A 25,258-nucleotide genomic window follows, 5' to 3' on the forward strand; every position below is an offset into this window, starting at 1 on the left:
AGTATAAAAAAAAGAAGACAGCGTGCATACTGTCTTCCGTCACTAATCTAAATGACAAACCATGACCTGCGTCACATTTTTATACCAAATCATTCCGTATTGCGTAAATAGCCAGCTGTGTCCTATCCCGTAGCCCGAGTTTATCCAACAGCTGGGAGGTGTGGTTTTTTACCGTTCCCACCGATAAAGCCAATTCTGCTGCAATTTCTTTGTTGCTTTTCCCTTCACCGATTTGTTTTAAAATGTCCAGTTCCCTGGGTGTTAAATGATGTTCTCTTTGCACCTCTTTATTATTCGCAAACAGAAGGCGCGGCATCACTTTGGCCGCTACTTCGCCCTGTAGCTGCAAACCGCCGGCAAGACAACTTTTCACCGAGTGGATCAGCGTTTCGGCATCCGCATCCTTGAGCATGTAGCCATGAGCTCCTAAACGCAGTGCCTGCAAGGCATACTCGTCATCGTTAAACGTGGTCAGGATCAAAATCTTCATATTTGGCCAGCGGCTGCGGATTTCCTTGGCCGCTTCGAGTCCGTCCATTTCGGGCATACGGATATCCAGGACTGCCAAATCGAATCGCTGTTTTTCACAAAGGGCGATCGCTTCCTTTCCGTTCTTCGCTTCCCCGGTCACCTGCAGGGTCTCCTCTGTTTCCATCATCATTTTAAGCCCCTGAGCGACCAGCGACTGATCCTCAGCCAATAGAATCCGAACCACTTGCGACACCCTCCTTTTTTTGCAGCGGAAACGCCCCCCGCACAATGAATAAGCGGTTATATGCCACGATTTCCAAACTTCCACCAGCCTGATGGACGCGTTCTTTCATGGCGGTCAATCCATACCCCTCTTCAAACCGATAACCAGACGGAATCGGATTGGTGACTTCAAACCGGAAGATGCGTTCACCTGCTGATTCAAATAGGATGGAAGCTTCTCTTTTCGGCCCGTGGCGCATCACATTGGTCAATGATTCCTGCACAGCCCGATATACTGCTGCAGCTTGTTCAGGCGCCAACCGTGCTGAAAAAGCACGGTTTTTGACGGAAAACTGTATACGGATATAGCTTTCTGCCTCCAGCTTGCGTATCAGACGAATCATTGCCGGAATACCGCCAACCTCTTCCTCGTTCCATGCTTTGACCGCCCGGCGGGTTTCTTCCAGACTGTCCTGGGCCAATCCTTTTAACAGACCGATTCGTTCTTTTTCGGTTTCATCCGCTTCCATCCGTGCCACTTCCAGCTGCATCAATAAGTTGGTTAGCTTATGGCCGACACTGTCGTGAATTTCCCGGCCGATTAGCGTTCGTTCCTGTTGCCTGGCCAGCTTTTCATCCGAAACGGCTTTCCGCTTCAAGCCGCGGTATTCATGGAGCAAGGCGTCGTACCGCGCTCTAACTTCCTCTGCTTCCTGATGGGTACGATGAAAGATGGAGAGTGCCAAGCCGAGCATACCCAAATAAAAGAACAAAAAAGAAAAGGAAAAATATTCCCCGTTTTCTTCAACTATTGGGAGAACGACACAAATTCCTATTACCGCCCCGGAAATAAGCGCATGACGGCCAGATAGACGATATGCAGCCTCTCCTGCCAAGTAAGCAAACAACAACAAGCTGAAATAATTAGGCGTATCTGTATGTAACGGCCAGAACACAGCCATGGTGACTAGACCGGAGCTGCTTAATAGTATCGCCTGCACTGTTTCCCGCATGCGGAAGAGCGGAAGCAAAAAATACAAAGCAAAAAACAAAGCACTGCCAATCCATCGGGCGGGAGAAATCCCGACTACTCCCTGCGGTTGCAACAGAGCAACACCCCATAACCCCGCCACTATTAAAAACCAAAGCCAAAATGAATAACGGTACATCGAATCCTCCAAAAAATAACTTTGTTAATACTATATCACCTATGAGGATGGTTGCGGCGTTTTTTTTTGCATAACATATCGATAAATGGAATGGGGCCCATCTACAGAGTTATTTCTTTTTTAGTCGACGGTGTATTGTATGTTTTATCTAAAATTCAATTCCTAACAGTTTTTTCATTTCATCCAATAGCCCTTCATGTTTTTCTATTGTAATAAGAGGTTTTTGTTTAGAGTTAAAATCATTGTAAGGAAATATAAAGGTCCCATTTTCTAAGGCGTAAAAAGCATAAGGTGCTGCTCTACCCCTTTTTAATCCCTCGCCCTTAGAAAAAGCAAACATATAAGTGTTCGTTGACTTCATCTTATCCATCATTTCTTCTGAAGATGTCGTTTTGGCTTTAAGCCCATCTACCATAGTCAGAACATCTTCAATTTTTTGTTTGTCATTTACCATCTTGGTCATTTCTTCAGAGGATGAATTATCTTCCACGTTTTGAATAAATAGTGAACTTGATATACCTTTATCTTTTATTTCAATAACTTGTTCACTCTTCGAACAAGCACTTAATAAAAGCAACATGATTGTTAGACGTGCAATTAGTTTTTTAATACTAATCTCCTCATTTCTTACTCTGCAGTGCTGACATTTAGCAAAAGAGCAAAAACCTTACATTTTATTGACAATGTAAGTTCATAAGAAAGTTTGGAAAGAAGAGAATCTAAAATCAAAAATAAGGTGAATTTCTTTCTCTCTTATCCTTCATTAATTCCGAAAGGGTTATTGTAAATAAATATAAACAAGTTACTGTACAGATTGTTTTCAAATGTGAAAAAATACATTTTTTATACCCTTAACAATTGATTTTACCATAAAAACCCAACCTCCTAATAACTATTTTAGTAATCATGGGCTTTTCATATGTTAGGACGTTTAGCATCAATAAAGAGAAAAATGGCCGACCCAGTAATTGGATCGGCATTTCCCGATTTTACAGTGCATCCTTGAAATGAATGACGTGATCAATCATCCCGTATTCTTTCGCTTCTTCGGCGGTCATGAAATAGTCACGGTCAGAGTCTTTTTCGATTTTTTCGATTGGCTGTCCGGTTCTCTCGGAAATAATGTTGTTAATACGTTGCCGCATTTGCAAAATCCGGCGTGCGCTGATTTCCAGATCGCTTGCCTGACCTTTAGCGCCACCCAGCGGCTGATGGATCAGCACTTCACTGTTTGGCAAGGCCATCCTCTTCCCTTTCGTTCCTGCAACTAAAAGCATTGCACCAAACGATGCGGCCAACCCGGTGCAGATTGTCTGAATATCCGGCTTGATAAATTGCATCGTGTCATAAATTGCAAAACCTGCTGTAATCGAGCCGCCAGGACTGTTGATGTATAACGATATATCTTTCTCCTGATCCTCCGCAGCAAGAAACAGTAACTGGGCCACTACACTGTTCGCTGTCTCATCTGTCACTTCTGAACCGAGAAAGATGATGCGATCTTTTAACAACCGTGAGTAAATATCATAGGATCGTTCTCCGCGATTTGTCTGTTCCACCACATAAGGTATGACATTGGACATTTCACATAACTCCTTTCGTTATGCCGCGAAGGAAACCTCCCCTGCTATCAAGGCCAATAGAGACCGCCACTCTTTTCGATAAAACGGAACAGCCAGCATCTCTCCATCTGGCAAAGACAGCGTAACAATTACATAGACAGTATTTCCCGTTGAAATCGGAACGACGGAAAAAGAAGCAGCTCGCGAACCGGAAAAACGCAAAGCCATCGTTGGTTCCTGTGTTTCCTTTTTAAAAAGCTCGATGACTTTTTGCGGATTCGCATGATGAATGGCTGTTATATATTCTGCTACGGTTTCTTCATCCGAGTCACTCTCTTGCCAATTTCTTCGCCGTTTCAAATTTGCTCTGCCCCGATGCAGCGCTGCTTTGATTGCTCCCTCGCTGGTTCCGATCAGTTCGGCTGCTTCCAAGGCTGTATAGCCAAACCCTTCTGTCAATAGGAGGGACACCCGCTGTTTGGGGGATAACTGACGCAACGCCGTTTCAATTGCTTCCAGAACGAAGTCGGAATTCGCAGCATTTTCCGCCGGCAGAATCGATAGCTCCCTGTTGTAGTCTTCATCCGGCTTTCGCTTGCGGTATTGGTCAATCCACGTGTTGGAAGCGATTCGATACAAGTATGCTTTGCTGATTGGTCTCGTTTCTTTCCTATGACTTTGATAGGCTTTTGCCAGCGTTTCCTGCATAAGGTCTTCACCGTCCCACTTCGAATTGGTCAGGGAAATACAATAGCTCTTCAATTGGGGCACATAGGCTTCGATAGCATTTGTGAAGGTTTCCTTCGTTTCGGCTGGAGTTTGGTTAACAAGCGGCCGCATTGCCAATCACTCCTTGAATTTAGTCTTTCACTTATTATAAACGAAAAGCGGAGTCGTAAAGATACGGGTGTTTGAAATTAAGCACAAAAAAATCAAGTATCACAATAGGTCTGAAGCCAACGATCAAACACATTTTATCTACTGCTTATCCCATCTTCTAAATCAAACAGCATTGCTTTATACCCTTTTTAATTACCTGATTTTCTCCGCCAATTCTAAAATAATCCCCTCAGGCCCACGAATGTAGCATAACTTATAAGTGTCTTCGTAATTTTGTATCTCACCAAAAAGTTCCGTGCCTTTCTTTTTCAATTTAGCCACCACGCCTTCAATATCTTCTACAGCAAAAGCAATATGCCGGATACCCAAAGTATTTGCAAAAGATTGCTGCATACCTTTTTCATCTTCCGGTGTATGGAATTTGACCAGCTCCAAAGTTGCCTGTCCATCCGGCATCCCTAACATAACAACCGTCTCTCTGACGCCATTAAGTCCAATTATTCGCTCGACCCACTCACCTTCCACTTCTCCTTCTCCAAGCATTTCCAGGCCAAAATCGAGAAAAAATTCTTTAGCAGCAGAAAGATCGTTTACGATTACACCTACATGATCTATTCTACTTATTCGCATATTCCTACCCCCTTGTTTCTGTTATTTTTCCATATCTGTATTCTTGATACGTTTGTTTGTTATTCTATTCGCTAAAAAACAGAATTTATCCTTTCAACAAACTAGTCCATTTATTGAACACAAAGGTTAACCTGCCTGTCAGTTGAATAAGAAACGACATTCACATCGGCAACGTCTCCTGATATGTGCTTTAATAGAAACATATAGTAAATAAAAAGGAGTAGCTTTATGACAGAGAATAATAAAATGGAGTATCGAGAAGTCCAGCGACCACGCCAAATTTGGTTATGGGGATTGATTTTACTGATTGTTGCTTTCATGTGGTATTGGTTCATTCAACAAATTATTTTTGGTTCTCCTATAGGTAATAACCCTGCACCGGATGTGATAACTGTTGTATTTTGGTTGATATTTGGTGTTACTATTCCAGTGTTGTTTGGATTACTAAAGCTTATAATAGAAGTTCGTAAAGATGGAATTTACGTTCGTTTTTTCCCGTTTCAGTTTCAATACAAGAAATACCTTTTCAGAGATCTACACGACTATGAAAGGATTACTTACAACTCACTAAAAAAATTTGGAGGTTGGGGAATCCGCATTAATACAAGGGGTGAAACAGCTTATAATATGAGTGGAAATAAAGGGATTGTTTTAAAGTTGAAAGATAACACAGTGATAATTGGTACTCAAAAACCGGAAGAATTGAAAAAAGCGTTGGATTCTGTAGTAAAACACAATGAAAATTAGTCCGCCACCAGTTGGTGTGAATGGTTATACTGAATCAAAAATGAGAGCCCGGCAACATAGCTAAAGTTGTCTCCAGCTTGGTGCTATAATTTACCCCCATACCTTCCAACTGGTTGCTTGTTGTCAGGCATCTCACAGGTGGTCGGGCAAGGTGTAGTCCCCCTTCGATACAGGGGACTACTTATATAACCTCACGTTCCACAATAAGTCTGAAATGGACGGTCGGATGGTTCTGGTAATTCAGTATAAGGCTCCTGTTTGTCGGTATAAGCATACGGCGAGGAAAGCACTTCAATAAGCCGCTCTGTCAAGGTAAAATCTCCTTTTTGAACTGCAGCTTCCAATGCTTCCTCGACAAGATGGTTGCGGGGAATCACATTGGGATTTGACCGCTTCATCAATTGATGAACTTCATCTTTTGATTTTTCCTGCCTGGACAGCCTTTCCTGCCAGCTTTGGAACCAGTCCGTAAATGCTTCCGTACCATGCATTGATGTCTTCTCCGGTATGTCTAACGTCAAAGCGCGGAAGGTATTGGTAAAGTCGGCATCAGTGTCCTCCATGATATCGAGCAAGTCTTGGATCAACACTTCATCGTGCTCCTCCTTGTCGAGAAGCCCTAGCTTTTTCCTCATTCCCGCAATCCAGTGATCATCATAGAAATCCTTGTATTCACCAAGAATCTCTTTCGCCTGATTGATCGCGTGCTCTTGCTTTTCATGAAGCAGCGGTAACAGAGTCTCGGCGAAGCGAGCCAGGTTCCATTGGCCGATTCCGGGCTGGTTTTGATATGCATACCGTCCTTGCACATCAATCGAACTAAACACAGTAGCCGGATCATACTTATCCATAAACGCACACGGACCATAATCAATCGTTTGACCGCTGATCGTCATGTTATCGGTATTCATCACACCATGGATAAAGCCGACAAGCTGCCAGTCGGCGATCAATTCCGCCTGCCGCTTGACTACTTCCCGGAAAAAGGTCAGGTACTGGTCTGGATTGTCTTCGATATCCGGATAATGCCGGTTGATCGCATAATCCGCCAATTCGCGGAGCTCCTTTTCAGTCCCCCAGCGGGCCGCATATTCAAACGTGCCAATCCGCAGATGACTGTCTGCCACTCGGGTAAGAACAGCGCCAGGAAGCTCTATTTCACGCATCACAGATTCTCCGGTGGTCACTACCGCCAGACTGCGATTGGTCGGTATTCCAAGAGCATGCATCGCTTCGCTTATGATGTACTCGCGCAGCATCGGGCCAAGCGTGGCACGACCGTCACCACCACGGGAAAAAGGTGTACGCCCAGATCCCTTGAGTTGGATATCCTTCCTTGCCCCGTCTTGCTTGATTTGCTCACCGAGCATGACCGCCCGTCCATCACCAAGCATGGTGAAATTTCCAAACTGATGACCTGCATAGGCCTGTGCAATCGGCTGTGCTCCTTTCGGAAGTGTGTTCCCGGCAAAAACCGCAGTACCCTTTTCCGTTTGCAGTTCGTCTATGTCCAACCCTAAATCCTCTGCCAGTTGCTTATTGAATAGAACTTTTTTGGGGGAGGACACCTGCGTCGGCTCCGCACTTTCAAAAAAACGTTCCGGCAAACGTGCATAGCTGTTGTCAAAGTTCCATCCCATGTTGTTATGTGTCATGATATCTCCTCGATTGGTTTTGTCTTACTTCCATCCTATATCTTTCTCCAATGATGCGAAAATCATATGCATGGATTTTGGAACGGATGATATTTAACGAATCGGCAAAATCATTTAAATTATAAACCGATTCTTAAATCAAACATTTTATCAGCTAGTCATGATTAACCAAAAAAAGGCGTAGTCAAAAGTTCATCTCCCTTTGTTTTAGTGACGAAATATCTGGAATACTTACGGATTGACATGGCATATGATTTTGAAGAACAAGATAAATGCTTTGTTACATAAAAGTGTGCAACCACAATTCCATCTACTCCCCGTTCTTAATGTTATAATCCTTATAAATATAAAAATGTAAGAAGGTGTGTTAAATGACCAATTACTTTCTTGTTTTCTCCAGGTTTTCTTTAGGTCTCATATTCCTAACGGCAGGAATAAATGGTTATTTTGTATTTTTCAATTTAGAACCATTTATTGCAACCAGTCCTGAGGCAATGGTGTTGTTTGAGTTTCAACATCTGCTTATCTTTGAAAAATCATTAGAAATTATTTGTGGTTTATTATTATTGATTAATCGGTTTGTTCCACTAGCCCTTGCGATATTGGCACCAATTATCGCCAACATTCTCTTACTTCATATATTCCTCGATCATTCTTTACTCCTTTTAGCTATTTTACTTGTCATCCTGCATGGGTTTATGTTGTTCTGCTACAGAAGAAACTTTTCAGGGATAGTTGAAAGAAAATCCTCCACATAAGGTAGTGTTTACTGATGGTTGTAATAAATGATTTCGTTAGTGCACATTAATCTCTTATCATAATATACTTAAATATTGATTCAACGATAATGAGACCAAACTCTGTCGTGCTTTCTATGACAAATAATTTTGTGACCCCATATTCTATGAATAAAAAAATCCCGATGTTTACACCATCATCAGGATTGAATTTATTCATTCTATAATATTTTTTGCAGGCGATTCCTTTTTCAATCTGAAATCATAGTTGGTTTCATTTTCAAACATTGGATCCAAGTAACTTGATTGTGAATCACTAGTTGAATTGAGTTTGAAATCATGAAAAGAAGTAAATTCTTCCTCCTTCCATACCCAAAGACCTGTTTTTCCCTTTTCCTTATGAAAGACATTTCTTCTTAGAACATTTCCATGATTCGTTGTAAAGTAGTTTGCAATAAAAATGCGAGATGACCCAGCGGTTAGGATATTCCTTTCTATCACATTGTTTTTTATATCATGCTGTAATAGCAGCTGCCCTCCTGCTAGCCCTTTCGTATCATTGCGATAGATGATGTTTTTTGTAATGGAAGAGTTTATCGTTCCTCCCCGATTTTCATCATATCCACCAATCGATATTCCTGCATAGTGGTTGTTATACACAATGTTGTCGCTTATTTGAATCTTATCAGCATTCTGTTTTGCATGCTCAGAGGTTGCCTCAATTCCGATATCACAATTATAAATAGTATTCTTATTGATCGTTATCCTTTTCCCGCCATCGACGTAAATTCCACCGGCACTATATTCTTCTCCATATGCTGGATTACCGTACGAGGATATTTCATACACTTCATTATTTTTAACGATACCATTCCGAACATAGTCGGCTTTTGGATCATTTGATATACCTTCATGACCAATTAAATCGATCCCGATATTATCATTTCTGCGAACTACGTTATTTTCAACATTAAAACCATCGATATTCCCGTTAAGAACAAGTGATTCACTCCACCCGAGTTTTAAATCCTCTATTGTATTATTTATAATATGAATATCTTTCATCGGGCCAGTTCCGTATATAGCAATCCCATGGGCATTCCCATCTTCTGCGTGCGTTTCTATTTTTCGTACAACATTATTTTCTAGCGTAATATGGCTGCTTGAGCCTGTTACATACATCCCAATTACAGTTCCATTCGTTAGCTTAGTAGTTAAATCTTGAATAATGAGTCCACTAATCGTGATGTAATTTTTATTGTCTATGTTAACAAGGGACGTATCCTCCTCTACATTCTTTACGTCTTCACCAGTAAGAACAACCTTGCCTTGATTGTAAGCTTTAAACACGATTGGTTTTCGTTTTGTTCCACTATACCTAACAATCAGCCTTTCATTATAGGTGCCTTCTTTTATGTAGACAGTCGTCCCCCCTCTTGCTTCTGAAGCAGCTTTCTTTAGTGTGCGAAATGGTTTTGATGCAGTCCCATCGTTTTGATCATTCCCATTTGTCGCAACGTATACAGCCTTATCCTGTGTTGAATCTTTTGGATTAAAAGCATAAACAAGTAAAATGGCTGCTGCTGCCAAGAGGTAAAGAATCATCTTTTTCATTTCATCATTCCTTTATAGTAGTTCGTAACTTTCATTTCATACTAAAGCATAAAAATGCCGTTTAGACAATATGTCTAAACGGCTTCATAAGTTTCTCTCTCATCAACACAACGGGAATGAAATGGTAAAAACACTGCCTTTTCCAAGCAAGCCTTTCTACTTCAATCGGACCTTGGCAAAGGTCGACATACTTTTGAGGAGTGTTAATCAGAGTCTATTCGATTAGATGGATTCTCATTCCGCTATTTACTTTAAAACCATCCTTAACCTCTTTCTCAACTAATATGATTTTATATTCTCTAAACCTTCCCGGTTCTTTTTAGATAAAGTGGCTTTAAGCGGATCATAAGGTCCTACAATTAAAGTTGTTATAATTACAATAGAATTTCTGTTTATGGCGTCTTTGGCAAATGGATTGTCGCCCCCTGCTAATTACAGAAAAACAGTATATAAAGTAAAATGAAATAACTATCCCGTTAACAGAGCTAGTTGGATGTGCTGATAGATAGAGAGGTGTATTAGAAATGACTGGAAATACTCGTGTTAGAATACCCGATGGACTATGGACCGGGCTAAAAAAACTTGGAATTAATACTCATGATTTGGTTCAGAAAGCAAAAATGCAGCTTACTGTAATCACTGAACCAGTTGTCACCGTTGAACAATATTATGCATTATGGCAAGCGTATTCCGATATCATCGGTGGCATGGAAGATGGAATGCTGCAACTTCCGACAGTTTTTGAAACAACGCAGTATCCCCCACCTGTACTGGTAGCTTACCATGCCCGTAATTATCGAGACGCCCTTGAAAGAATGGCTCGCTATAAAGAAATGTGTCCTCCTGAAAAATTGCGTATGAGAGAAGAAGGCACGAATTGTGCAATAGAACTGGAATTCTTTGATACTGAACAAGCCGTCCCACCCCTGCTTGTTGGAACTACGCTTGCTTTTTTGCTGGAACTAGGACGACGAGGCACCGGCTATTCTATTAAAGCGAAATCAGTAGAATTTACACAGTCATTTAATCAAGTACAGGCGCTTGAAGAATACTTTGGCTGCCCTATCCACATTGGAGCAGAACGTAATAGGCTAACATTGGAAAGAAGTGACCTCAATCGCCCTTTTACTTCCTACAACTCTGAATTACTAGGGATCTTAACACCAGTGTTGGAGAAAACATTGGAAGAGCAGCGACATAGTCACTCTACAACGGAGATAGTTAAGTGGATTGTGAAACGCAATTTAACCGGAAAGCGACTCGACATACATGATATAGCAAGTGAGCTGCGAATGAGCGAACGTACCTTACAGCGCCGGCTTACCGAAGAAAACACCAGCTTTAAGGAACTGCTAAAGGAAGCTCGTCAAGAACAAGCAAGGCAGTATTTGGCTAATCCCGCTTTAGACATTAAAGAAGTGGCATTTCTTGTTGGATATAAAGATCAGAGCTCGTTTTATCGAGCCTTCCGCAGCTGGGAAGGTGAGACCCCTTTAAATTGGCGTGCTGAACATGCACTTATAAACGAACTACATTGATAACTAACTTAAAGGAGACGTGTATCTTGGAATTATTACATAAAACCGCTTTAGTAACAGGCTCAACAAAAGGCATAGGTAAAGCAATAGCAAAAGAATTGGCTAAAGAGGGCGTCAATGTTCTCATAAATGGACGTAATTATGAGGAGGTAGAACGGACTATCCAGGAAATCAAATCAGAATCCCCGCTGACCTCACCTCAAAATGCTGCGGCCGATATTGTGGATGTTCAACAAAGAGAGGAATTATTTAAAAGGTTCCCCCATATAGACATTCTGGTTAACAATATGGGAATTTACGAAATCATGCAATACGAGGATGTTACGGATGAAATATGGCAAAAGTACTTTGAAACTAACGTATTGGCCGCAAATGGATTATGTAACCATTACCTGCCAAAAATGCTGGACAATAATGATGGTCGCATCATCTTTATTGCAAGTGAAGAGGCAGTAATGCCCTCTGGACAAATGCCTCAGTATAGTATGACAAAGTCAATGTTGCTATCATTGGCAAAAAGCTTGTCTATCCTTACAAAAGGAACAGAAGTTACCGTCAATACGATTTTACCTGGACCAACGCTTTCTGAAAATGTACAGAATATAATAGAGGGTATGTACATAGATGAAAACATAACCTTCTCAGAAAAAGAAAAACAATTCATGATCAATAATTTGCCCCATTCCGAAATACAGCGATTTATCAGACCGATTGAAATAGGAAAACTAGCTGCATTCCTATGCAGCCCCTATGCTTCGGCTTTTAGAGCCTCCCCAATCCGCATGGATGGAGGAATGGTCCCTACCATTTTTTGATCAAAAGAGCAGTCAGTAGGGAAGCCTATTCAATTCGTTATATTTCTCGTGCAGTACTTACCTTTGAAGTAAACATTCCGAATTTTTCGGGCCTCTCAAAGTTTCGGCAGGTTCGGAGTGTTTACTTTTTCAAAACCTTCACCTCAAGAAGGCCTTTCTTAGTCTTTTCTCCTCACTGTTTTTCTTCTTTGCTGTTTTAAGTTCAGCTACATTATTTTCCTTTTCAATCATCCACCTCTAAAAGGAACACCCGCTCCTTAAACCCGCCACGCTCCGCCTTTTTCTTCTTCCTTTCTTTTTCTATTTCTGTTATGGAAGTCCCGTTCACTTCCGCTATCGCGTGCAACAGTTCCAGTATATCCGCAGCCTCCTCGATGATGGCCTGCTTCGTTTCAGCAGTGACCAATTCTTCCGCTTCTTCGCTCACTTTTTGTTTCAAGGCCGCTATGTATTCCTGATCAGACAGGATGCTTGTTGAACAGTTTTTTCCGTTTTGTTCGATGATTTGTGGTATATAATCCCGGACTAGTTTATGGTAGGTGGGCAACTGTAACTCCCTCTCTTTCGCTAATTGCTGCTAAATGATGACAACTATAATGCTATATTACTAGAAAAAATTGGTGTTAGCATGAAGTTTTATGGAAAATTTCTAACAGCAACATTCATTTCAATTACCATTTGAACTTTTCTATTTCCTCTATGATGTATTGCGTGATTTGTTCTTTCGAAAGGGTTCCATCGATCACGATGTCAGAGCTTGGCTTGATCTTGTGTTCCATTGCCAAATATGCCTCTCTTCCGTAAGTTGCATAATGTGACAAGTCTTTTTTTATTTCCGTAGCGGATCCTTCTTGATAATCTCTTAACATTCGGCGCACTAAAGCGATATCCAAGGGAGTATCGATATAGACGGCGACATCAATAACATCCTTCATCCGGTCATTTTGATAGGCAAAAGGATAATCCAGAAGGATGTGATCATATTTTTCTTTCAAAAGCAGGACTTCTTCAAGCAACGGCGCAAGATTCCAAGCATTGTAATCTGCTCCTTCCTTTGCCCACTTTGCAAGGTTTTCAGGTCCCTCGAAGGCATATTCATCGAAATGCAAAATGCTTGCTGCTGACAATTGACACGCCAGTTCATTTGCAATCGTTGTTTTGCCGCCTCCGACACCTGAAGTGATTCTTGGTTCTGACTTACTGAAGTTCACCCCAGCCAATGTCATGGCCCACACGTATTGCCTGGACCAGCGCCAATGGGAGAAAACGATCGCCCCTATCCATCCGTCCACTTACATCGGACCATACAAAGATTGCCAGCAAAGTACCCAGCCGAATATCGCATATGGCCAACAAGGATACTATCCGTCTTTTCCTTACTATCCCTATTATTAGAAAAGGGAAAAGATATAGACGTGTGGCGGTGCCTATATCTTTTTCCGTTTTCTTCTTCCTTGTTTAATCCGTTAAACGCTTGGCCATCATCACCATACCCGCTTTATTCTCAAAGCCATTTTTCTTATAGAAAGTTTCCGCAAGTCCTTCCCTGGAAGTAAGCAGATAAATGCTATCGATGTCGTTATCGGTACAATGGCTCTCCAGTGCTTCTATTAAGCTGGAACCAATCCCCCGTCCTTGATAGGCTGATTTGATGCACATCTCATTCAGATAAAAATGGTTTGCTTTCACCCATTTCTCCGAATAGCCCAGCAAAAAGCCGACCAACACGCCGGCTTCTGTAAAAGCACCTAATCCGATAAACTTCGGTTGATAAAAAATATCGGTCAGCCGTTCCTGCGCCTTTTCCTGTTCCCAACCGTCGTTCCATGGGGGACGGTTGAATACATCTGTGTACATTTCAGAGCAATTCAGTAGATCGGACTTCAAAAGAAACCGCACCTGGTAATCCATCCAGCTTTCCCCTTTCTCGCAATAGCTCTTCTTCCCTCAAGCTTTTCGCAAATTGATAACACGATGCGGATTGTCCGCCCATTTGTCCATTAGCGTTTCCTGCTGATGCTTTAAATCGTCGAAGGGCTCCGCCTCCATTTTCACGCTGGAAAAACGGCGATTGAAAACCATTGTCTCCTTTATTTTCCGGTAACCGCCAAATCCATCCTCATCATTTTTCAGCCAGACCGCCCTCCTGATATGCGAAAACAAAATCGCCCCGGTACTCATCGGGCAAGGCTCCAGCGAACTGTAGATGGTCAATGCCCTCCCGCTTACTTTAGCATCCAATATTGCCTGCCCGGCATTTCGGATGGCGTCGATTTCCGCGTGGGCTGTCGCATCTTTATCTGTATGGACACGGTTTCTTCCCTTGGCAATCACCTTGTTCTGTTCATCTACGATAACGGCCCCCACCGGATATGTATTCTCTTCCAAAGCCAATTTTGCTTCTTCCCATGCCATGGTTAAAAACATTCGGTCATTTGTGGAAGTATTCATGTCCCGCTCCTCCCTCCATAAAATAAGACGGCAATCGTTTGCTGACTGCCGTCCTGGTGTAAGTTGCTACTTCTTTAAATAGTTTTGGTAAGCATCGCTGGCCAAAATATCGGTTAAAAATTCCGCTTTTGCATTGCGGTAATGTTCCATCTCTTTACCGTCGAATTGTTTCTTCAATTGATCATATGCTTCGTTATAGGACGGATGAGCTTGAAAGAAGCCCGTCGTTTTCCAAAAATGATCAGCTTCGGATTCTATGACAGTCAGCTGCACGCCAACCGGCAACACATCCTCCCCTTCAAATCCGCAAAAGAAAAAAGTTCGGAAGCTTCCCTTATTAACGTCGTACATACCTTGCAAGGCTTTTTTCGCTTCGGGAAAGTCTTGCTGGTCGACGCGCACCTGCAAATCGACATCCCCTTTGGTAAGAGAATCTCTCACAGCTGTACTCCCGATATAGTGAATGTCAGCCTGTGGGAGTTGCTCTCGAATAAGCTTCCGGTGCCTTGCATACACCTTATCGGCTATTTCCCTGAAAGTAATTTCCGGCGCAAAATAAACATGCTCCACCATGCCAATGCTTCCTCCTGTCTATTCGATTTTGTCTCTTGATCATCCACAGGAAATCACACTGGTATCGCTCCGTTTCTCTAGTTATATGTTTTCATTTTACTCCATTTTTCCCAGATTCCAATACTTTGCGGACACTTTTAGCAGAAAAGTTGTGTCGCCATAAAGAAAGCAACGGATATCCGCAGATTTATCCTTACTCATATAAATACTCCCTTGTCATCGGCAGTTCATTATTCGGACCCTTGGTCACCAAAAATTGATGAAGGTCCGAAATCCCGCAGGTGAAATTGGCCGCACAAGCATTCAAATAAAGCCGCCACATACGGATGAACCGTTCGTCGAACTGCTGGCTGATCGTTTCCAGGTTTTCTTCAAAATTGCGTTTCCAATGTCTGAGCGTAATCGTGTAATGCAGACGCAGGCTTTCCATGTCGATGATTCGCAGGTCATTCTGGCTCATCTCGTCGACCAGTTCACGGACCGAGGGAATTTGTCCGCCCGGAAAGATATATTTGTTCAAGAATGCATTTCCTTCCACTTCGACCAAGCCGGTAATACAATGCAAGAGAGCTACGCCTTTGTCTTTCAACAGCCGATTGGTATGTTCCATGAATGTCGGAATGTTGGCATGGCCGACGTGTTCCAGCATGCCGACACTGACAATCCGGTCGAACGTTGTCCCTTCATGGATTAATTCCCGGTAGTCCATCACTTTGACTTCTACCTGTCCCTGTAAGCCCTCTGTTTCAATGCGGCGCTTCGTTTGTTTGTATTGTTCCTCGCTCAGCGTGACGCCAAGCGCCTCTACACCATATTCTTTAGCCGCTTCTATCAGTAAATAGCCCCAGCCGCTCCCGATATCCAGCAGCTTTTGTCCTGGTTGCAGGTTCAGTTTTTTCAGAATGTGGTGTGTTTTATTTTTCTGCGCCTGATACAAACTGTCATCCGGCGATTCAAAATAAGCACAGGAATAATTCATTGTTTCATCGAGCCATAGCTTGTAAAAATCATTGCCCAAATCATAATGGTGGGCTACATTGTCTTTCGACTGTTTTCTGCCGGTCGATTTAAATTTATTTAACGCCCTCAATGCGAGGGGCTGATCGAGAATACTTCCCTGCTGGTTGAAGATGCTTTCGATGATGTACTCTAAGTCCCCGTCCACCTCGATGCTTTTATCCATATACCCTTCCGCAAACGCCAGCATCGGATTCTCTGTAAGCTGTTTGGTGCTGAGCGGGCGATGAAAGGCAATATGGAAAACAGGAACTCCTTGATTGTATTGTTTGACGGTGCCATCCCAAAATGTAACGGTGAATGGATCTGTCGATAAGTTTTCCAATAGCTTTTTATATAATGATTTTTTCATGGATAATCCCATGCTCTCGATTGTCTCCTTCCTATTACATCATTTTGTTCCCATTATCCTCCTAATCCTTTGTCCCCGCAATTATGACGGTTTCGTGAAGTCGTTGCCTTGCAGCAGGCAGTCACTTAAAATAAAGGAAGACTGCTAGTTCATACGTCTGGAGGCGTCAGAGTGAGAGAGAATATATATACAGAAGCCGCACAGTTTATTTCTGATTGTCATCAGAAGCTGGGGAAAACAAAAATAGAAACGGAACGACGACTTCAATCAGTCGAACAGGAGATTGCCCAAACAGGAACCTACAAGCATACGGAAGAAGAATTAGTCCATGGGGCGAAGATGGCCTGGAGGAACTCCAACCGTTGTATCGGCAGATTGTTCTGGGACAGACTCCATGTCATCGATGCTCGTGATCTAGAGAAGGAAGAGACGATTATGGAAGCACTGTTCGAACATATTCAGTTCGCCACCAATCAGGGAAAGATACGACCTACCATTACCATCTTCAAACAGGAAACCATCGACGGAAGAAATGTCCGGATCTGGAATCATCAGCTGATCCGTTATGCTGGTTATCAAACGGAAGAAGGAATCATCGGTGATTCATCTTCGATCGCTTTCACCAAAGCCTGTCAGAAATTGGGCTGGACAGGAAAAGGGACAGAATTCGATTTGCTGCCATTGGTCGTCCAGGTCGGCAGCCAAGAGCCATACTGGACCGACTTACCCACTGATTTGGTAAAGGAAGTGTCCATCAACCATCCGGACTACCCGGAAGTAAACGAGCTAGGAATCACGTGGTATGCTGTCCCTATTATTTCGGACATGCGGCTGGAAATAGGCGGTATAAACTATGAAGCCGCACCGTTCAACGGCTGGTATATGGGTACTGAAATCGGGGCACGCAACTTGGCGGATGTCCATCGTTACAATTGTTTACCCAAAATCGCCAAAGCGATCGGACTGGATACGAGCTCCAACGCTTCTCTCTGGAAGGACAAAGCACTCGTTGAATTGAATGTAGCTGTTCTCGATTCTTTCAAGCGTGCTGGCGTCAACATCGTCGATCACCATACCGCCGCCCAGCAATTCCACGCATTTGAACAAAAAGAAGCGGCAAATGGAAGGGATGTCACCGGGCGTTGGTCCTGGCTGATTCCTCCCGTTTCACCTGCATCGACGCATGTCTTTCACAATAAATACAACGATGAAGTGAAGACTCCCAATTACTTTTATCAACCAGCGCCTTACTGAAAGATCAAAATCGCATTTCCACACAGCCAAGAACACAAAATAACCTTCACTCGGATTATTTGTTTAAACAAAAAAGGATTATATTCATTTTTTATCGAATTACAAATGAAGTCGTATTCAAAGTGTTTAGTCTTTACATAAAAGCAAGAAGGAGGAAACGAATTTGCCAGGAAAAAATAAAACGTTATCCCGCGAACAACAGGAAGAATTGCTCAGCGTATTGAAAGCACGTTTTGAGAATAACTTGAACCGGCATGAAGATATGGAATGGGCCACCGTCCAATCAAAGCTCGAAGCCGATACGGAGAAAATGTGGTCATTGCATGAAATGGAAAGTACTGGCGGCGAACCGGATGTTGTGGGGTATGATTTGGAGAAGGACGAATACCTTTTTTATGATTGTTCCAAGGAAAGCCCTAAAGGACGCAGGAGTGTCTGTTACGATCGTGAAGCACTGGAATCCAGGAAAAAACACAAACCTGAAAATACCGCCATCGATATGGCTGTCTCTATGGGTGTAGAATTGTTGACCGAAGAGGAATATCGAGCGTTGCAGAAACTTGGCGAATTCGATTTGAAAACATCCAGCTGGGTCCAAACACCGAAGGATATACGAGCACGAGGCGGTGCCCTTTTTTGCGATCGGCGTTACGGCCATGTCTTCGTGTATCACAATGGAGCAGAATCCTACTATGGTGCGAGAGGATTTCGTGGATCGTTGAGGGTTTGAACTGTAGAAAGACACATTCAGTTTCTTTTTACAATACAGAACGAGGCCGGGATAAAAGCATGGCTACCAAGTAAAAACCGACCGCTTTCTTGCGGGATTTTCAGCTCGTGCTGTTCCCATTGGTGTCTCCGTATCGTGCCTTCGCTACGTTTTCGCGGTCTGATTTCCACATGCTAAAGACAAAATGAATAGAACCGTATTCTTCTATTGGCTTATAGATATCTAACAGTGACGAAGACGAAAAAATAGGGGATTCTTTTATTCTTCAGAAGTTGGAAGGTGCAAACCAACAGATAAAAAGAATAAAGAAGCACTCCCGGTTACCATGCGACTTAGCTTTCTCCCTATAACGGCAATCGGCAACACGGAAATCACGTCAGAAGAAAAACATTCAACGGAGGCAAGGTACGTAGACTCCAGCGGGATGAGCGCGAGCTGAAGATCCATTTGGCAAAGCGGGATTCTTTGCCAAGTTAGCTGAAGCCGTGCCCGCGGAAAGCGAAGTGCCTTGCCGGAGTGGAACGTTGCACGATTCATAAGAGAAGGGTAGAACGGTTAACTTTTATTTTAGTCACGATGCTTTGGTCCCAGTTTCGTTCTGTTTAAATTGTTATTTAGCCTACACTCCTCTATTTCTGAACCACTATTGTCTATGGGAATTATCTTTCTTCTCTCATAAAGTTAAGTTATGGTTTCACAGGAAAGCGACGACTGTTCCAATCGCAGCAAAGCTTGTTTCATATCCAGTCCTCCTCGAAAACCAGTCAGCTTGCCATTCTTTCCAATGACCCGGTGACAAGGAATAGGGATCATAACTGGATTGGCGCCTATGGCTGCAGCGACGGCCCGTACCGCTTTCGGACGCCTGATCAATTCTGCTACCTGCCCATACGTGTATGTTTCGCCATAAGGGATTCGACCCAACACCTCCCAAACTGCCTTTTGAAAAGCGGTGCCATGCAAATCGACCGGAAATGTGAAACTTTTTCGCCTCCCACGGAAGTAATCGCTTAGTTCCTGCTTGTACGGCCCAAGCAACTGGTTGTTTTCTTCCATGATCGCTTGAGGCAATCGTTTATCCGTCCATTCTTTCAGCTCGTTTAATGATGCATCGGGCGAACCGACATAGCATATACCCCTTTCGGTTGCGCCGAGATACAATCTCCACTTGCCATCCTCAAATAAAGAATAAGAGACTGTCTGTGGCTGTCCGGTTTTCAAGATAGAGCCCCCTCCCTCTTATATTTAATCCGATAAGCTGCGGGTGTTAAATCGGCGACCTCTTTAAACTTCTTGATGAAGTAAGCAGTGTTTTTCAGTCCTATTTCCGTTCCGATGGTATCGACCGATTTTTCTGTCGTTGCCAAATATTCCTTCGCCTTATCCATCCTGGCGTCCCGGATATATGCTTGAGGACTTTTCCCTTTTCTTCGTTTGAAGGTTCGCTGTAGGTGATAAGGACTGACATGGACAGCTTCTGCCAAATCGCGCAACGTTATTTTTCGATGGAGATGACAGTCGATCCAATTGACTACTTCCTCTATCCATTTTTCTTCCGGCAACAAAGGCTGATCTGGTCTGCATCTTTTACAAGGCCGATATTGTTTTGCCGATGCATCCTTGGCAGATGAAAAAATCCGGACATTTCCCGGCAGGGGTACTCGGGATTTACAGGAAGGGCGACAAAAAATCCCGGTAGTTTGTACCCCATAATAAAACACACCATCATAGCTGGCATTATTCGTTATAATCGCCTTCCACCATGCTTCAGGAATGAAAGTTGAATTTCGGCTGGCCATTTCATCACCTCTTGATTCATTATAACGAAAAATAACAGGATTGAAACGACATCCGAATGGAAGCGCAAGATAATGATATACAGAAAATGTTTCTTGCAGTCACACGTAACTTGATTGTACTGCATCATATTTTTCCCACTCTGTCATCATCTTCAGCATGAGCCGTTTGATATCTTTCGATTTTGCCGTCCCGCATACTTCTTTGTTTACCAATTCGCTTAACGCGATTAAATCTAATAGTTTTGCCTGCTGCAACCATTTTTCGGGCAAGTTCCCTCCGTTTTTCTGATACGCGGTAATGAAAGGTAGAATGGAATTAGAATCTTCTATTCTTTCATAGCGGAGGAAATTTCCGATATCGAATAACGGAGACCCACTAAAAGCGTACTCCCAATCAAGAACGGCACTAATCGTACAACCGTGTTTTTGAGTATCCACCAGTATGTTTAACGGATTGAAGTCACCGTGAACGAGACAGTCCTGTTCCCTGAGACAATCAAGTAAACTGGCATGTTCCCGGGCAAAGGTGAGTATTTCCTCGCAAGTATCTTTGCCAAGATGTTTACATCCATATCCCGTTACAAGACTTCCTTCTATAAATTCCATAAAACTGTTCTTGTCCAATTTGACTGTTTCCTCAATGTTCAAGCTGTCATCAAAAAAGCCTCCATCCGGAAAATGGATGTGATGAATTTTTGCCAGTGTTCCTCCAACTTCAGCTGCCAAAGATGCAATATCCTGATTTTTCCCGTTTTGCATATACTCAGAAAGCTGTACACCTTCCATCCAGCTTAAGATTATAAAGGGATGCTGCAGTCCCGCGCATGAGGAATCACTATAGAGGACTTGGGGTACTTGAATCCGTTCCTCCAGCATCTTCAAAATATTTCTTTCCATTTCAATAGAAGTATTTTGCTTACTGTAGATACGAAGTACAAATCTTTCCTCCGTATTGGTGGTGATTTTTAAATTCGTATTGCTCAATCCCCCATTTAAGAGCGTCATGCTGGTCAATTCCCTGCCATTGAAAATGGGAATCGGCAACTTCCGGATGGTTTCAAGACTTGGCACTAATAGCGGGGTCGACCGCTCCCAACCAGATTTCATCTTTATTTCACACTCCTTCTCCAGCCATATTTTTGTCTAGTTTACCATATAAAATTTAAAAGAGAGCTGATAAAACAGCCCTCTTTGATGTGTCACCTTTTTCTTTCCACCGGTATCCATATTTCACTGGTAAATGTCGGTGCATCGGTATCCATATTCTCATTCCACAAAATTTCCGGCCCTTGTCTTTGCTGATAACCAGAAGACGGAAACCATTCCGCATAGACCCGTCCCCATATGTTCTGCAATGTTTCCGGGAACGGACCGACCGCTCTGAATACTGCCCACATGCCCGCAGCCACTTCAAGCTTTGCCAGGTTACCAGGACAAGCGTTGGTAGTCGCAGCACCAATATAGTGATCGAGTTCCCCTTTTTCTTCCATGCGCCGATCCGAGAAGTTGGTCGACGCTTGAATAAGTCCGTACGGTTCCACATTGGATAAATCCTTGATTTGATCGATCAGTTCCTGATTCAACGACTTCCACATTGCAGCGATATCCGGATTTACTCCTTGAAAAACAATAGGGACTCTCCTGGTAATCCCGACAATACGAAATGCCGGTTTTTCTTCAATCCTGTAGTCCATTTCGCTTCCTCCTTTAATGGTAAGCTGGAAGGACATCGGTGGATAAGCTTTTAAGGAATGGCCAATTTTTCTGGCAGCTGAAGGGGTGATACCATGCAAATGTTGAAAAGCTCTTGTAAATGCATCCGGCGACTGGTATCCATATTTCAAAGCAATATCGATAATTCTTTCCTGACCGTATTGCAGGTCGAACGCAGCAAGAGACAGACGTCTCCGGCGAATATATTCAGAGAGGGAAATTCCCGCCAAAAAAGAAAACATCCGCTTGAAATGATATTCCGAACATAATGCCTGCCTTGCCACTTCCTCCATAACCACTTCCTCTGTCAAATGATCTTCAATATACCTCATTGCCACATTCATTTGTTTTAATGAATCCAAAGGATGCCCCTCCTTTCTCCTAAAGAATAGCAGGAAAAGAAAACCGATACCCGACTATCCGTGCACCATATTGCAGGACTCACAACAGCTACAAGAAAGGAGCCTCCCTAAGGAAGCTCCTTTCCATCATTCTTGCTGGTCCTCATCTCCAGTTTGTTCCGATTGATCCTCCGTCTGTTCTGTTCCTTCTGTCTCTGCTTGTTCGTCTTCCCTTTCACTCAACCGTTCTTCGATCTGCGACATGATTGCACCAGCTTTTTCCCAATTACCTTCAGACATTTCCTGCTGATATTGATCGAACAAGGAAGAAATTTCTTCTAAAATCTGTTCCGATCCCATGATTTCATCTACTTGATCATTGCCGTCCGTGCCGCCTTCTCCTTCATCAAGTTCGACATTCGGGTCAATCAAACCAAGCATCCGCTCCATTGCCTGGTCAAAAGTAGGTTCCATGACGATTTCGTCACCATAGGCAAGAATGATTTGTTTCACTTCTGGAAGCGATGTTTCGTTGGATGACTCGATGTAAATCGGTTCCACATAGATGACCGTATCCTCCAGCGGAATGGCCAGCAAATTTCCACGGATGACTTCCGATCCACCCTGAGACCATAAGTTCAACTGCTGTGAAATCGTACTATCCTGATTGATCCGGTTTTCAATTTGCTGTGGACCATATACATTACGCTGCTTCGGAAAACGATAGACGAATGTCTCTCCATAATTTTCTCCGTCGTTTCTGACACCCATCCAGGCCACCATGTTTTGTCTGTTGCGCGGGGTATATGGCATCATTAGCACAAATTCTTCCTCTTCCGCTTCCGGAAGCTTCATCGTGATATAATACGGCTCCATTTCGACATCTTCATTGAAGTATTTCTCGGTCGGAAATTGCCAGTAGTCTTCCCGGTTGTAGAATACTTCCAGATTGGACATATGATACGTACCATACATTTTGGCCTGTATTTTAAACATATCGATTGGATACCGGAAATGCGCCGCTACATCCTCCGGAATTTGCTCTGTAAACAAATCAGGGAACATCTTCTGATATGTTTGGAGCAATGGCTCATCCGGTTCGGCTGCATAAAAGTTGACTTCCCCGCTGTATGCATCCACTGTCACTTTTACCGAGTTTCGGATATAGCTTTCATCGTCTTGATGGGCTTCGGAATAGGGATACCTATCCGCAGTCAGATAAGCATCGATCATCCAAGCCATGCTGCCATCATCGCGAACGAAAATATAAGGATCTTCATCATACTCCAAGAAAGGCGCTATCCGTTCGACCCGGTCCATGATGTTACGTGTTGCCAACAGCTGGCTGTCACTGTTCAACTGATCGGAGACGAACATCCTGAACGAACCAGCGTCCAAGGCGAACAACAGCCTGTTTAAACCGGATAATGCGATCCCTTTATCTGCTTCATACCTGGTCGACATATTTTCATCGCCGGCTGGGTAGTCGAATTCATCCACTTCACTGTTCACGATGACATTATCATAGTTTTCTTCCCCAAAATAAATTTGTGGTCTCTCGATCTCCATGGCACCTTCTGAAGGGACATTTTTCAGTAAGTATTCCGGCTGGCCTTGCGAAGTGATTTGATTGACGTCACTCATCGCAATGCCATAACCATGTGTATAACGCAGGTTTTCGTTCACCCATGTTTTTGCCTGAGAAGGAAGATCGACGGTATTCAATTCCCTTGCACCCAGAAAGACTTGTTGATACTCGCCGTCGATTTGATAACGGTCGATATCGATGTCATTGAATTGATAATAAGTCCGGAAGGTTTGCAATTGATTATATATATCGAGAATCGGTCTTGCATCATTGATCCGGACATTGTTGATTGTCGGTTCATTGCGTTCCACCATTGCCTGATCGAGTGACTCGTTCCCCGGGTGTTCAAATTCTTCAATGTTATCAAGATCGTAAGCAGCCCGCGTAAATTCCAGGTTATGCTCCAAATAAGGGCTTTCCTTGGAAAATTCATTAGGCGACACGACATAGTTTTGCACAATGATAGAAGTTCCTTCTGCAAGGATGCCAATCGCCATATAAGCAATAATCGGAATCAACATCGCCTTCAACCGACCGCGTATAAGCGAGACGATCACCCACACCGTGCCGATTACCGCAACAGCTGCCATGACATAGGATGCAGGAATGTTGATAACTTTGTCGGTATAACTCATGCCATGTACGACGCTTTCCTGGAATAAATTGACCTTATTGGTCAGCATCGTGCTATATGGTTCCAGAACATGGGAAACCGCCATCAACAATCCGATGCTGCCCAGGGTAACACCTAATTGCAATTGCGCTGAACGGCTGATCCGATACATATGGAAAACGGAATAAGCCCCTATTTCGGCAAGCAACAAAAAGAAGGCCAAACCGATCAGTGTATTCACCGCGAATTTAATAAACGGCAAAACAAACATATAAAACGAAACATCCATGCCAAAGTGCGGATCTTTTATATCGAAAGAAGTATGGTTAAGAAACTTCAGCCAAAGCTCCCACCCGAATCCCTGTACGATACTGCTTCCGATAAATCCGACAAACAAGGATATGCATAAAATGGTAAAAATGCTCAATCGTTTGCTGCGAATCAACGCCGGCAGCTGCGATGGATTAAATTGTTTCAAGAAAGATTTGCGGATCCATGCTGCCGTTATCCAAGTCAATGCTGCAAATACCACAAACCCGATCACGCCAAGCAGTATCTTGCTGCCGAGAATCGTTGTGTACACCTGTTGAAACCCGAGTGAATCCATCCATATATAATCGGTGATCCAGTGCAGTGACAACCCGCCCAGAATCAATAGTATCACTAGGAAACCAATCAATTTCCCGAAGAATCCGCCGAATTTTTTCAGCTTCGCCTTCTGATGGGTATTCATGTTAAACGTTTGATTTTCCAATCTTCTCCCCCTCTAAACCTTTCATTTGCACACTACCTCCATCTTACCATAAAGCCGCTCTCCTCATCGGAAG

Annotated in this window: 25 protein-coding genes; 6 read left to right on the top strand and 19 right to left on the bottom strand. The window is 43.1% G+C overall.

Features of this window, described 5'->3' with window-relative positions; all coding sequences use genetic code 11:
* Positions 1-79: 79 nt before the first annotated feature.
* The 6 genes from ABVF09_RS02160 to ABVF09_RS02185 form a co-directional block, all read right to left on the bottom strand.
* Positions 80-715 carry a response regulator gene (locus tag ABVF09_RS02160; RefSeq protein ID WP_371068515.1) on the bottom strand — a complete coding sequence of 212 codons (636 nt, stop codon included), beginning with the start codon at positions 713-715 and terminating at the stop codon, positions 80-82.
* Entirely contained in the window at positions 693-1,862 is a 1,170-nt protein-coding gene (locus ABVF09_RS02165) for a sensor histidine kinase (protein WP_371068516.1), read from the bottom strand. The genes ABVF09_RS02160 and ABVF09_RS02165 overlap by 23 nt, the downstream gene beginning before the upstream one ends.
* A 148-nt stretch (positions 1,863-2,010) precedes the next feature.
* Positions 2,011-2,442, bottom strand: a complete 432-nt coding sequence (locus ABVF09_RS02170) for a hypothetical protein (RefSeq protein WP_371068517.1) — start codon at positions 2,440-2,442, stop codon at positions 2,011-2,013.
* Positions 2,443-2,851: 409 nt separating this feature from the next.
* Complete coding sequence (clpP, locus tag ABVF09_RS02175; protein WP_371068518.1) at positions 2,852-3,445, bottom strand: ATP-dependent Clp endopeptidase proteolytic subunit ClpP; 594 nt, start codon at positions 3,443-3,445, stop codon at positions 2,852-2,854.
* 18 nt (positions 3,446-3,463) lie between these two features.
* Positions 3,464-4,264: an RNA polymerase sigma factor gene (locus tag ABVF09_RS02180; protein WP_371068519.1), complete on the bottom strand. Its 801-nt coding sequence runs from the start codon at positions 4,262-4,264 to the stop codon at positions 3,464-3,466.
* Positions 4,265-4,456: 192 nt separating this feature from the next.
* Positions 4,457-4,894 carry a VOC family protein gene (locus ABVF09_RS02185; protein WP_371068520.1) on the bottom strand — a complete coding sequence of 146 codons (438 nt, stop codon included), beginning with the start codon at positions 4,892-4,894 and terminating at the stop codon, positions 4,457-4,459.
* 228 nt (positions 4,895-5,122) lie between these two features.
* Here ABVF09_RS02185 and ABVF09_RS02190 point away from each other — a divergent pair, with 228 nt between their 5' ends.
* Positions 5,123-5,641, top strand: coding sequence for a DUF6141 family protein (locus tag ABVF09_RS02190; protein WP_026570697.1), 519 nt, complete (start codon positions 5,123-5,125; stop codon positions 5,639-5,641).
* Between the two features lie 191 nt (positions 5,642-5,832).
* On the opposite strand, the gene ABVF09_RS02195 is transcribed toward ABVF09_RS02190, so the two are convergent.
* Positions 5,833-7,296: a protein adenylyltransferase SelO gene (locus ABVF09_RS02195; protein WP_371068521.1), complete on the bottom strand. Its 1,464-nt coding sequence runs from the start codon at positions 7,294-7,296 to the stop codon at positions 5,833-5,835.
* Positions 7,297-7,667: 371 nt separating this feature from the next.
* On the opposite strand from ABVF09_RS02195, the gene ABVF09_RS02200 reads away from it, so the two are divergent.
* The gene (locus tag ABVF09_RS02200; protein ID WP_371068522.1) at positions 7,668-8,054 is read left to right on the top strand and encodes a hypothetical protein; all 387 of its coding nucleotides are present in this window, start codon (positions 7,668-7,670) and stop codon (positions 8,052-8,054) included.
* Between the two features lie 195 nt (positions 8,055-8,249).
* Here the strand turns inward: ABVF09_RS02200 and ABVF09_RS02205 are convergent, their stop codons facing one another.
* Positions 8,250-9,647 (bottom strand): right-handed parallel beta-helix repeat-containing protein, encoded by a 1,398-nt coding sequence (locus tag ABVF09_RS02205; protein ID WP_153461964.1) that lies wholly within the window; start codon positions 9,645-9,647, stop codon positions 8,250-8,252.
* 524 nt (positions 9,648-10,171) lie between these two features.
* On the opposite strand from ABVF09_RS02205, the gene ABVF09_RS02210 reads away from it, so the two are divergent.
* A complete protein-coding gene (locus tag ABVF09_RS02210; protein WP_153461966.1) occupies positions 10,172-11,185 on the top strand; it encodes an AraC family transcriptional regulator in 1,014 nt (337 codons plus the stop codon).
* Positions 11,186-11,211: 26 nt separating this feature from the next.
* A complete protein-coding gene (locus ABVF09_RS02215) occupies positions 11,212-12,000 on the top strand; it encodes an SDR family NAD(P)-dependent oxidoreductase (RefSeq protein WP_026570702.1) in 789 nt (262 codons plus the stop codon).
* Positions 12,001-12,223: 223 nt separating this feature from the next.
* On the opposite strand, the gene ABVF09_RS02220 is transcribed toward ABVF09_RS02215, so the two are convergent.
* From ABVF09_RS02220 to ABVF09_RS02245, 6 genes are all read right to left on the bottom strand, one after another.
* Positions 12,224-12,547 carry a pyrophosphohydrolase domain-containing protein gene (locus ABVF09_RS02220; protein WP_371068523.1) on the bottom strand — a complete coding sequence of 108 codons (324 nt, stop codon included), beginning with the start codon at positions 12,545-12,547 and terminating at the stop codon, positions 12,224-12,226.
* 124 nt (positions 12,548-12,671) lie between these two features.
* The gene (locus tag ABVF09_RS02225) at positions 12,672-13,292 is read right to left on the bottom strand and encodes a nucleoside/nucleotide kinase family protein (protein WP_371068524.1); all 621 of its coding nucleotides are present in this window, start codon (positions 13,290-13,292) and stop codon (positions 12,672-12,674) included.
* 166 nt (positions 13,293-13,458) lie between these two features.
* Positions 13,459-13,911: a GNAT family N-acetyltransferase gene (locus ABVF09_RS02230; protein WP_153461971.1), complete on the bottom strand. Its 453-nt coding sequence runs from the start codon at positions 13,909-13,911 to the stop codon at positions 13,459-13,461.
* A gap of 36 nt (positions 13,912-13,947) precedes the next feature.
* Positions 13,948-14,451, bottom strand: a complete 504-nt coding sequence (locus ABVF09_RS02235) for a nucleoside deaminase (protein ID WP_371068525.1) — start codon at positions 14,449-14,451, stop codon at positions 13,948-13,950.
* Positions 14,452-14,517: 66 nt separating this feature from the next.
* Entirely contained in the window at positions 14,518-15,024 is a 507-nt protein-coding gene (locus ABVF09_RS02240) for a GrpB family protein (protein ID WP_371068526.1), read from the bottom strand.
* Positions 15,025-15,217: 193 nt separating this feature from the next.
* Positions 15,218-16,393: a class I SAM-dependent methyltransferase gene (locus ABVF09_RS02245; RefSeq protein ID WP_371068527.1), complete on the bottom strand. Its 1,176-nt coding sequence runs from the start codon at positions 16,391-16,393 to the stop codon at positions 15,218-15,220.
* Positions 16,394-16,564: 171 nt separating this feature from the next.
* Between ABVF09_RS02245 and ABVF09_RS02250 the strand changes: the two genes are divergently transcribed.
* Together ABVF09_RS02250 and ABVF09_RS02255 are read left to right on the top strand one after the other, a co-directional pair.
* Positions 16,565-17,647 (top strand): nitric oxide synthase oxygenase, encoded by a 1,083-nt coding sequence (locus ABVF09_RS02250; RefSeq protein ID WP_371068528.1) that lies wholly within the window; start codon positions 16,565-16,567, stop codon positions 17,645-17,647.
* Between the two features lie 163 nt (positions 17,648-17,810).
* Complete coding sequence (locus ABVF09_RS02255; protein WP_371068529.1) at positions 17,811-18,377, top strand: DUF4256 domain-containing protein; 567 nt, start codon at positions 17,811-17,813, stop codon at positions 18,375-18,377.
* Between the two features lie 681 nt (positions 18,378-19,058).
* Here the strand turns inward: ABVF09_RS02255 and ABVF09_RS02260 are convergent.
* The 5 genes from ABVF09_RS02260 to ABVF09_RS02280 form a co-directional block, all read right to left on the bottom strand.
* Positions 19,059-19,598: a methylated-DNA--[protein]-cysteine S-methyltransferase gene (locus ABVF09_RS02260; protein ID WP_371068530.1), complete on the bottom strand. Its 540-nt coding sequence runs from the start codon at positions 19,596-19,598 to the stop codon at positions 19,059-19,061.
* Positions 19,595-20,176: a bifunctional transcriptional activator/DNA repair enzyme AdaA gene (locus tag ABVF09_RS02265; RefSeq protein ID WP_371068531.1), complete on the bottom strand. Its 582-nt coding sequence runs from the start codon at positions 20,174-20,176 to the stop codon at positions 19,595-19,597. The genes ABVF09_RS02260 and ABVF09_RS02265 overlap by 4 nt, the downstream gene beginning before the upstream one ends.
* A gap of 99 nt (positions 20,177-20,275) precedes the next feature.
* Positions 20,276-21,283 carry a phosphotransferase family protein gene (locus ABVF09_RS02270; protein ID WP_371068532.1) on the bottom strand — a complete coding sequence of 336 codons (1,008 nt, stop codon included), beginning with the start codon at positions 21,281-21,283 and terminating at the stop codon, positions 20,276-20,278.
* Between the two features lie 92 nt (positions 21,284-21,375).
* A complete protein-coding gene (locus tag ABVF09_RS02275) occupies positions 21,376-22,251 on the bottom strand; it encodes an AraC family transcriptional regulator (RefSeq protein ID WP_371068533.1) in 876 nt (291 codons plus the stop codon).
* A 126-nt stretch (positions 22,252-22,377) separates the two neighbouring features.
* Positions 22,378-25,185 (bottom strand): UPF0182 family membrane protein, encoded by a 2,808-nt coding sequence (locus tag ABVF09_RS02280; protein WP_371068534.1) that lies wholly within the window; start codon positions 25,183-25,185, stop codon positions 22,378-22,380.
* Positions 25,186-25,258 lie beyond the last annotated feature (73 nt).

This window comes from Sediminibacillus sp. JSM 1682029, from assembly GCF_041366435.1.
Lineage (GTDB): Bacteria > Bacillota > Bacilli > Bacillales > Amphibacillaceae > Sediminibacillus > Sediminibacillus terrae.

What these genes read in the sequence shown, in the direction of transcription:
- ABVF09_RS02265 (WP_371068531.1), bottom strand. Translation starts at nt 20,176, where the DNA reads ATGGCCAGCCGAAATTCAACTTTCATTCCTGAAGCATGGTGGAAGGCG.
- ABVF09_RS02245 (WP_371068527.1), bottom strand. Translation starts at nt 16,393, where the DNA reads ATGAAAAAATCATTATATAAAAAGCTATTGGAAAACTTATCGACAGAT.
- ABVF09_RS02165 (WP_371068516.1), bottom strand. Translation starts at nt 1,862, where the DNA reads ATGTACCGTTATTCATTTTGGCTTTGGTTTTTAATAGTGGCGGGGTTA.
- ABVF09_RS02195 (WP_371068521.1), bottom strand. Translation starts at nt 7,296, where the DNA reads ATGACACATAACAACATGGGATGGAACTTTGACAACAGCTATGCACGT.
- ABVF09_RS02200 (WP_371068522.1), top strand. Translation starts at nt 7,668, where the DNA reads ATGACCAATTACTTTCTTGTTTTCTCCAGGTTTTCTTTAGGTCTCATA.
- ABVF09_RS02190 (WP_026570697.1), top strand. Translation starts at nt 5,123, where the DNA reads ATGACAGAGAATAATAAAATGGAGTATCGAGAAGTCCAGCGACCACGC.
- ABVF09_RS02230 (WP_153461971.1), bottom strand. Translation starts at nt 13,911, where the DNA reads ATGGATTACCAGGTGCGGTTTCTTTTGAAGTCCGATCTACTGAATTGC.
- ABVF09_RS02240 (WP_371068526.1), bottom strand. Translation starts at nt 15,024, where the DNA reads ATGGTGGAGCATGTTTATTTTGCGCCGGAAATTACTTTCAGGGAAATA.
- clpP (WP_371068518.1), bottom strand. Translation starts at nt 3,445, where the DNA reads ATGTCCAATGTCATACCTTATGTGGTGGAACAGACAAATCGCGGAGAA.
- ABVF09_RS02210 (WP_153461966.1), top strand. Translation starts at nt 10,172, where the DNA reads ATGACTGGAAATACTCGTGTTAGAATACCCGATGGACTATGGACCGGG.
- ABVF09_RS02270 (WP_371068532.1), bottom strand. Translation starts at nt 21,283, where the DNA reads ATGAAATCTGGTTGGGAGCGGTCGACCCCGCTATTAGTGCCAAGTCTT.
- ABVF09_RS02205 (WP_153461964.1), bottom strand. Translation starts at nt 9,647, where the DNA reads ATGAAAAAGATGATTCTTTACCTCTTGGCAGCAGCAGCCATTTTACTT.
- ABVF09_RS02170 (WP_371068517.1), bottom strand. Translation starts at nt 2,442, where the DNA reads ATGTTGCTTTTATTAAGTGCTTGTTCGAAGAGTGAACAAGTTATTGAA.
- ABVF09_RS02235 (WP_371068525.1), bottom strand. Translation starts at nt 14,451, where the DNA reads ATGAATACTTCCACAAATGACCGAATGTTTTTAACCATGGCATGGGAA.
- ABVF09_RS02180 (WP_371068519.1), bottom strand. Translation starts at nt 4,264, where the DNA reads ATGCGGCCGCTTGTTAACCAAACTCCAGCCGAAACGAAGGAAACCTTC.
- ABVF09_RS02185 (WP_371068520.1), bottom strand. Translation starts at nt 4,894, where the DNA reads ATGCGAATAAGTAGAATAGATCATGTAGGTGTAATCGTAAACGATCTT.